Origin of the sequence: Noviherbaspirillum humi, from assembly GCF_900188095.1 — a bacterium.
GTDB classification, from domain to species: Bacteria; Pseudomonadota; Gammaproteobacteria; order Burkholderiales; family Burkholderiaceae_D; genus Noviherbaspirillum; species Noviherbaspirillum humi.
This window is the reverse complement of record NZ_FZOT01000006.1, coordinates 233,191-239,971: the sequence shown is the minus strand read 5'-3', so window position 1 is coordinate 239,971 and position 6,781 is coordinate 233,191. Positions and strand designations below refer to the sequence as shown.

General features: G+C 58.7%; 6 protein-coding genes and 1 rRNA gene. 6 read left to right on the top strand and 1 reads right to left on the bottom strand.

Going from position 1 to position 6,781, the window contains the following annotated elements; all coding sequences use genetic code 11:
• The first annotated feature begins 200 nt into the window (after positions 1-200).
• Both rrf and CHB88_RS12130 read left to right on the top strand, forming a co-directional pair.
• Positions 201-313: ribosomal RNA gene (gene rrf, locus CHB88_RS12135) — 5S ribosomal RNA — on the top strand.
• Between the two features lie 399 nt (positions 314-712).
• Positions 713-1,177: an NADAR domain-containing protein gene (locus CHB88_RS12130; protein WP_089399582.1), complete on the top strand. Its 465-nt coding sequence runs from the start codon at positions 713-715 to the stop codon at positions 1,175-1,177.
• A gap of 316 nt (positions 1,178-1,493) precedes the next feature.
• Here the strand turns inward: CHB88_RS12130 and CHB88_RS12125 are convergent, their stop codons facing one another.
• Positions 1,494-2,369 carry a DMT family transporter gene (locus CHB88_RS12125; RefSeq protein ID WP_089399581.1) on the bottom strand — a complete coding sequence of 292 codons (876 nt, stop codon included), beginning with the start codon at positions 2,367-2,369 and terminating at the stop codon, positions 1,494-1,496.
• A gap of 104 nt (positions 2,370-2,473) precedes the next feature.
• On the opposite strand from CHB88_RS12125, the gene CHB88_RS12120 reads away from it, so the two are divergent.
• From CHB88_RS12120 to CHB88_RS12105, 4 genes are all read left to right on the top strand, one after another.
• A complete protein-coding gene (locus CHB88_RS12120) occupies positions 2,474-3,046 on the top strand; it encodes a hypothetical protein (RefSeq protein ID WP_245844935.1) in 573 nt (190 codons plus the stop codon).
• Positions 3,047-3,557: 511 nt separating this feature from the next.
• Positions 3,558-4,145 (top strand): phasin family protein, encoded by a 588-nt coding sequence (locus tag CHB88_RS12115; protein ID WP_245844934.1) that lies wholly within the window; start codon positions 3,558-3,560, stop codon positions 4,143-4,145.
• Between the two features lie 91 nt (positions 4,146-4,236).
• Positions 4,237-4,731, top strand: a complete 495-nt coding sequence (locus CHB88_RS12110; RefSeq protein ID WP_245844933.1) for a phasin family protein — start codon at positions 4,237-4,239, stop codon at positions 4,729-4,731.
• 737 nt (positions 4,732-5,468) lie between these two features.
• Complete coding sequence (locus tag CHB88_RS12105; RefSeq protein ID WP_089399579.1) at positions 5,469-6,776, top strand: cation:proton antiporter; 1,308 nt, start codon at positions 5,469-5,471, stop codon at positions 6,774-6,776.
• The last annotated feature ends 5 nt before the right edge of the window (positions 6,777-6,781 follow it).

Below are 6,781 nucleotides of genomic sequence, written 5' to 3'. Positions count from 1 at the left end.
TAACCAGTACTAATTGCCCGTGCGGCTTGTCCCTATAACCTTGACCGGCTATAGGCAAAGCCAGTAGCGTAAAGCCCGATCGAAAGATCGCGTGAGATCAATCACACCCAAGATTAAGTAACACACATCCTTACTACGGATTCCAGATTGGTTGCCTGAACGTGCAGCAGCAACGCACGCACAGGCAGCGACAAGTCATGCCTGATGACCATAGCAAGTTGGTACCACCCCTTCCCATCCCGAACAGGACCGTGAAACGACTTTGCGCCGATGATAGTGCTGCAACCAGTGTGAAAGTAGGTCATCGTCAGGCTCTTACCCGAAAACGCCCCGCCTCATCAGAGTGCGGGGCGTTTTGCTTTGTACGGACGCTTTGTGCGGACCCTTTGTGCGGACGGCCTCGCTTCGATGAATCCTCATGGGCGTCCTGGCGCGGCCGCAGAAGCGACTTGTGACGGCTGTGGCAACCCGAGCAGCGCTAAACCAAAACGCTCCGCCTAATCTAAGATTTGCCTATATGAGACCCGAGGCACGAGTTTTTAAACGTCCTTTTTGGGTGATTGATTCTTCCCACGGCTTGGGATTTGCACATATCCATAGGCCCGGTCTTATCGTATCCCTGCAACGTACCCGCTTTTACATATTGATGTTGACTAGAGCGTACAGCTAAGATGTTAGTTTCTGTGCGGAAATAAAATTAGCTGCTTCAATCATGAACACCATCTCTGCCGACGCGCAGAATCTGCTTGCCGAATCCAAGACGCCTTTCATTCATAACGGCATCCGCTACATCAGCTTCATCCAGTACCTGAGTCATCAAAAAGCGCTCTGGTTTGGCGATATCCGTGTCGCCGACCAGGTCATGCGGGTGAGCGCGCCGATGAAGCAGCGGCAATTGGGGAACAAGGTTCAGGGATATGTGGCCGCGGCTTGGGCGCCGGTGTGCGGCAATGTAATCTTCGAAGGCTTGAAGTCGAAATTCCTGCAGCATCCGGCCTTGTCGCGGTGGCTGCTCGACCGTTCCGATGCAGAGCTGATGCGGGTGGAGTGCGCCTGCGGCATCAGTTGCGGCGTCGATTATGGTTGCAGGAGTGGCGTCAGCAAGACCTCCTGCAATCCGCTCGACGAGGCGCTGGTAAGAGTGCGTGAACTGCTGAAGATGCGGCGGGCCGCATGAACGGCAATCTTCCTGCCTTAGTGAATCCACGAAAAGCTTGTTTATTAAGAGCATTGCGCTGCCAGCAGTTTAGGCTTGGCAGCGTTTCCTGGCAGGGTGAAACACTCCGCTGCAAGGCGAAGGTCGAACCGCGCTGTGCTACGACGGAAATGATGCCGAGCTCACGTGTCGATGCGAATCCAACGTCACATCTTGACCGCAGACCACTGCTTCACTACGGTGATCTATGGTGCCGGCCCAGGGCTGCGCTTGAGGGCTTGCTGCGATTGATCGCAGGGCGCGCAAGGCATTGGCTAGCATGCCATTCTGACGAAGTTCATCCGCCGCTTCGTCCGTGTCGCCCCGAAATCACCATCGCGATGCCGCCCAATACCGCAGCGGCGGCCAAGACGAGGCGCAGCGTGAGGGGTTCGCTTAGCAGAACGATGCCGCCAACGGCCGCAATGACCGGTACGCTGAGCTGAACAGTCGCCGCCGTGGTCGCGCGCAGCCGGGGAAGGGCGGTATACCAGACCGCGTAGCCAAGCCCGGAGGCGATGGCGCCGGAAGCGATGGCGTAGACCGTGCCCGGTTGGTCGATTTCGGCGGCGGGCAGGGTGGCCAGCGTCAGTGCTGCGCAAAAAGGAAGCGAGCGCATGAAGTTGCCCGCGGTATTGATCGTCGCATCGCTGCTGCCGCGTCCCCGCAATGAGTAGATGCCCCAGGCGATGCCCGCCGTCGTCATCAGCAGCGCCCCGGAAAGCGGCGGTGCCGCCAGCCCGGGCAACATCAATCCCACCAGTCCTGACGCCGCGAGCAGCAAGCCGGCCGATTGCATCATTCCCATGCGCTCACCGTGCCACAAGCCAAAGCCGATCATGGTGGCTTGCACCGCGCCGAAAAGAATGAGCGCGCCCGAGCCTGCCGGAAGCGACTGGTAGGCGAAAGAGAAGGCTGCCGCATAGGCGAATAGCGCGAGCGCGGAAGGCCAGCTGCCTCGACTTCCGGAGGCGCCATGGCGCAGGCGCACGATGATCCAGAGCACGAGGGCGCCGGATGCCAGGCGTATCGTCGTGAAGCTGGCCGCATCGATGTGCGTCTCGCGCAGGGCCAACCGGCAGAGCAGGGAATTGGCGGCGAAAGCTGCCATCGAGAGAGTGGTTAGCAACGTCGTCCCGGAAGCCAGGCCGGGTGGGTTTCGATCATCGGTCATTGGCCATCCTTTTCATCGAAGTAACAGTCAATTGCGCCAGATGCTGAATTTCTAGTCAAGCATGGTTACCATATAGGGATTTTCCTTTTGGAATTCTTGCGATGATGTCTTTACTGAAGCCGGTCAAGGTTGCCTCATGCGTTTGCCTGTTCAGCGCCATCCTGCCGGCAAGCGCCAATGACGCCTGGGACCACTGGCGGAAATCCGCGGGGGAGCGCTATGACACCATCATGGAGAACGGTAGCCTCGACTTGTACGTCTCGGGCCGAATCCGCCATGGGCGTGGAACCTATTCGGATGAAAAGATCCAGAGCTTCAACGAGCGCGATGCCTGGGGCCTGGGCATCGGCCGGACGTGGCGCAATCCGCAACAGAATGATGAATCCCTGTATGCATTCGTCATACGGGATTCGCACTACAAGCCGCAGCTGATGGCCGGCTATGCTTATTTATGGACCAAGCCGCTCGCGTTCGGCATCGAAGGTGGTCTGGGATGGACCGCCCAACTCATGAGCCGACAGGATTACTTTGGCGGATTCCCGTTTCCCGTCGTACTGCCGCTCGCCGCCATCGGCCCGCGCGGCGGCAAGCTTTTCCTGTCCTATGTACCGCGGCTGTCCAGCAGCAAGGGCAATGGCGACGTCCTGTTTGCCTTTGGGCGGATAACGCTTGATTGATTGATGAGCGGCCGGGTTTTCTGACGAAACCGACCTGAGACAGGCAGCTTGAGGAAGCCGTTACCGCCTTCTTGCCAGACGTTTTTCTACTTGCCGCTTCACTTGCCACCTCTGGCCATCGCATACCAGAAACATCCGGGTGCACTGCGGACCGTTGCGTGGATATTGTTCCGACTGGCGCCGGCAATCGATGCATTCTTTTGCGGCAGAGTCCAGCACGCATTGACGCGATCCGGTTACTTGGATCAGTGAACAGGCCCACACTGCGCCACGACGTGCTCAGTTGCAGAAAGCGCCGCATTCTGACGAACTAATGCGCTTGCGATTTTTTGAAGGGTATCCGTCACCACTGATATTTGCAAATGCAGCAAAAATAAGGGTTAGCTAGGCTAATCTCTAGATTCAATGAGGGTCGGAGTGATTTTGCAGTGCAATAGGAAATTTGCGAGTGCCTGGAACTTGCCTAATTGGCCAACCTCTACTGTTTCCGCGTTCGCGCAGGTGACGATGGATGTTCCTCTGCCATGGCGCGCTCTTTGCAATCTCATTGAAAGGTGACTTCATGCTACGTTTTTCCCAGCCTGTCACGCCTGCTATCTTGGCGCATATCGATGCTCAATATTCCTTTCTGAAGGATTTCTCTGAAAAGCTGTTCGATACGGCGCAGAAGGTAAACGAGCTCAACATCCAAGCAGCCAGTTCCGTTCTGGAGGAATCGCTTTCCAATACGCAGCAGGTCATCTGCGCCAAAAATCCGTATGAAGCCTTGTCAATCGCTGCTGGCCACGCTCAGCCGACCGCTGAGAAAATGCGCGCCTACCAGCAGCACCTGACCAATATCGCCGCCCGCATGCAAGCAGCCCTGGCTCAAACGGCCGAATCCCACGTGCCGGAGACCAGCCGTACTGCTGCAGCCATGGCAGACGACGTCGAGCGCCGCGCCGCTGAAGAAGCGGAACGCACTCGTCAGCGCCAACGCGCTGCGATGGAGGCAGCCACTGCGCCATCGCAGCAAGCGCCTCAGCAACCACAGCAAGCGCAACCGGCACAGCGCGCTGCCGAAAGCAAGTCGAGCGCTTCGCCGCGCGCCGGCACCTGAACGCAGAGAAGAGATCGCCAGCCACATTGGTGTATGCCAGCATGGCATCTCAGTTTGATTTCACCCGACTTGAACCTAAGAGAGGTAATTCATGATTGCACTCAACCAGCAAATGCCCGAGTCCGCCCGCGCGCACATGGAGGCGCAGTTCAATCTGTTATCGGAAATGTCCAAGCAATTGTTCGGCTCCATGCAGCGTTTGAATGAACTCAATATCCAGGTCGTGCAGACCATCTTGCAAGAGTCGTTCGAGAGCACCCGTGAGGTGATTTCCGCACAGGACCCGTACGAGGCATTGTCGATCGCCGCTGCACAGGCGCAGCCGGCTGCAGAGAAACTGCGCGCTTATCAGCAGCACTTGACTGATATCGCCGCCCGAACCCAGGTTGATCTATCCAAGGCTGCCGAGCGTCATGTACCAGAGACCAGTCGCACCGCAGCCGCCGTTGTGGACGAGGTTGCCCGTATTGGCTCGGAGGCGGCGCAGCAGGCCACGCAGCGTCAGCGAGCAGCGCTTGACAAGCTCAGCACGCCGCTAGGCAAATCTGTCCCCGGTAAATCTGGCACCACGGCGAATGTGCATTAGCAGTCTATAGCGGGGAGGCGGCCAAGCCGAGCAAGGCGAAGGCCACCTTCTTGGTGTGGGAATTTGCCGGAGCGGGTGAGCGGCGCATGAACCTTGTTCTTCGAGCTGTGCTTTGCGAGAGGCTGGCCATGGCAGTACCGGCTAGCGTGATGTTGCCAAATACATTCGCGTCTTTTCTTACTTTACATAACACAAATTATAGGAAGGTTTGGTTTGGGGAAAGATATTCGTCCGGCACCTTTCCCAAGGCCCTATTTACTTTGATAGAACTGCCTGGCTCTCGGCTGTCACACAGGCTCCACTTGTTCACGAGCGATCATCCGTGGAACATCCCGTCGATCAAAACCGGGCGAAAGCCCAGGTCAACTCCAGGCTAATGCGGCCGTCGGCCCAAGACTCATCTGTGGGCCATGCGGCTTTTACGTCTTGCTCATCGAATTCCGCGTCAAAGGCGGTCCCCATGGCGCCGCATGTCGATTTCAGTGTCGTCGGCGGATTTTCGCGGCACGCCGCGAGACGCCGATATACCTGCCGTTGAATGGCACCGCCAGGCGATTCATGGATGAAATGGCGGGAATCGAGGCAAAGTTTCGGGTCGGATCACGCTTTCCACGGCAACGTTTTCGAGTGCTTTCAGTTACTGCATGCGAGTCATTGATCGGGAGCATTTAGCTTTTCCTGCAACCAAGCGCGGTTTTGGCGGTCGCAAAGGAATCGATAAACCTCCCGGAAACATCATGGCGACAGCCAACTGGTTCCTGCTCATCGGCTTGCTGATGCTTACGCGCGGCGTCGCGGCGGCCGCCTTCGAGCGCCTGCCATTCACCCCGGCAATCATCTATCTCGCTGTCGGATTCACGCTCGGGCCATCGGTGATGAATGTGTTCTACCTCGACCCGTTGCAGCAATCGAAGACACTGGAACTGCTGACCGAGATCGCGGTCCTGATTTCGCTCTTTTCCGCTGGGGTAAAGATGCCGGTGCCGGTGAAGCTTTCGCGCTGGCGCCCCGCCCTGCTGCTGGCCTGGCTGTCGATGACGGTGACGGTCGGGCTGGTGGCGGCATTCGGCCATCTGGTGCTCGGCCTGCCGCTTGGCGCTGCCATCCTGCTCGGCGGCTTGCTGGCGCCTACCGATCCGGTGCTGGCCACCGATGTGCAATCGCGCCATCCCGGCGATAACGATCAGCTGCGGTCCACCCTGACCTGCGAAGCCGGCCTAAACGACGGTACCGCTTTTCCCTTTGTGATGCTAGGGCTCGGCCTGCTCGGCCTGCATGAGATCGGCGACTTCGGCTGGAAGTGGGTAGCGAAAGACGTATTGTGGGCCACCTTCGGCGCCATCGTCATCGGCGCCTTCAGTGGCGGGCTGATCGGCTACATCGTGTGGAAGCTGCGCGGCGAAGAGCGCAAGCATGATGTGCTCGACGACCTGGTGGGGCTTGGCCTGATCGGCATCGTCTACGGCACCTGCGTGCTGCTGGATACCTGGGGCTTCCTGGCGGTGTTCTTCGCCGCGGTGGGTCTGCGCCAGACCGAGCTGACGCTGGCCAGGCGCGCCGGCGTGAAACCCGAGAAACTCAATGCCGACACCGCCGAACCGGTGGAGATCGCTTCCGACGAGGAAGAGCCGCCGCCCATCGTCAGCGCCCAGGCGCTGGTGTTCAAGGAACATCTGGAGCGGCTGTCGGAATTGATGCTGGTGCTGCTGCTGGGCGGGATGATGTTCCTCGATTTCTGGAACTGGCGCACCGTCGGCCTGGCGCTGTTTTTGTTTTTCATCGCCCGGCCGCTGAGCGTCTTCATCGGGCTGGCGCCTTCCGACACGACCTGGCGGGTACGCGGCATCGCCGGCTGGTTCGGCGTGCGCGGCATCGGCTCCGTCTACTACCTGATGTACGCTATCCAGCATGGCCTGTCGCCGGAAGTGGCGCGGGAACTGGTGCCGATGACGCTGGTGGTCATCACGCTTTCCATTCTGATGCATGGCACCAGCGTCAAGCCGCTGCTTAACCGCTTATGGCGCCCGAGGCCGCAGTCGGCCTGAGCGCC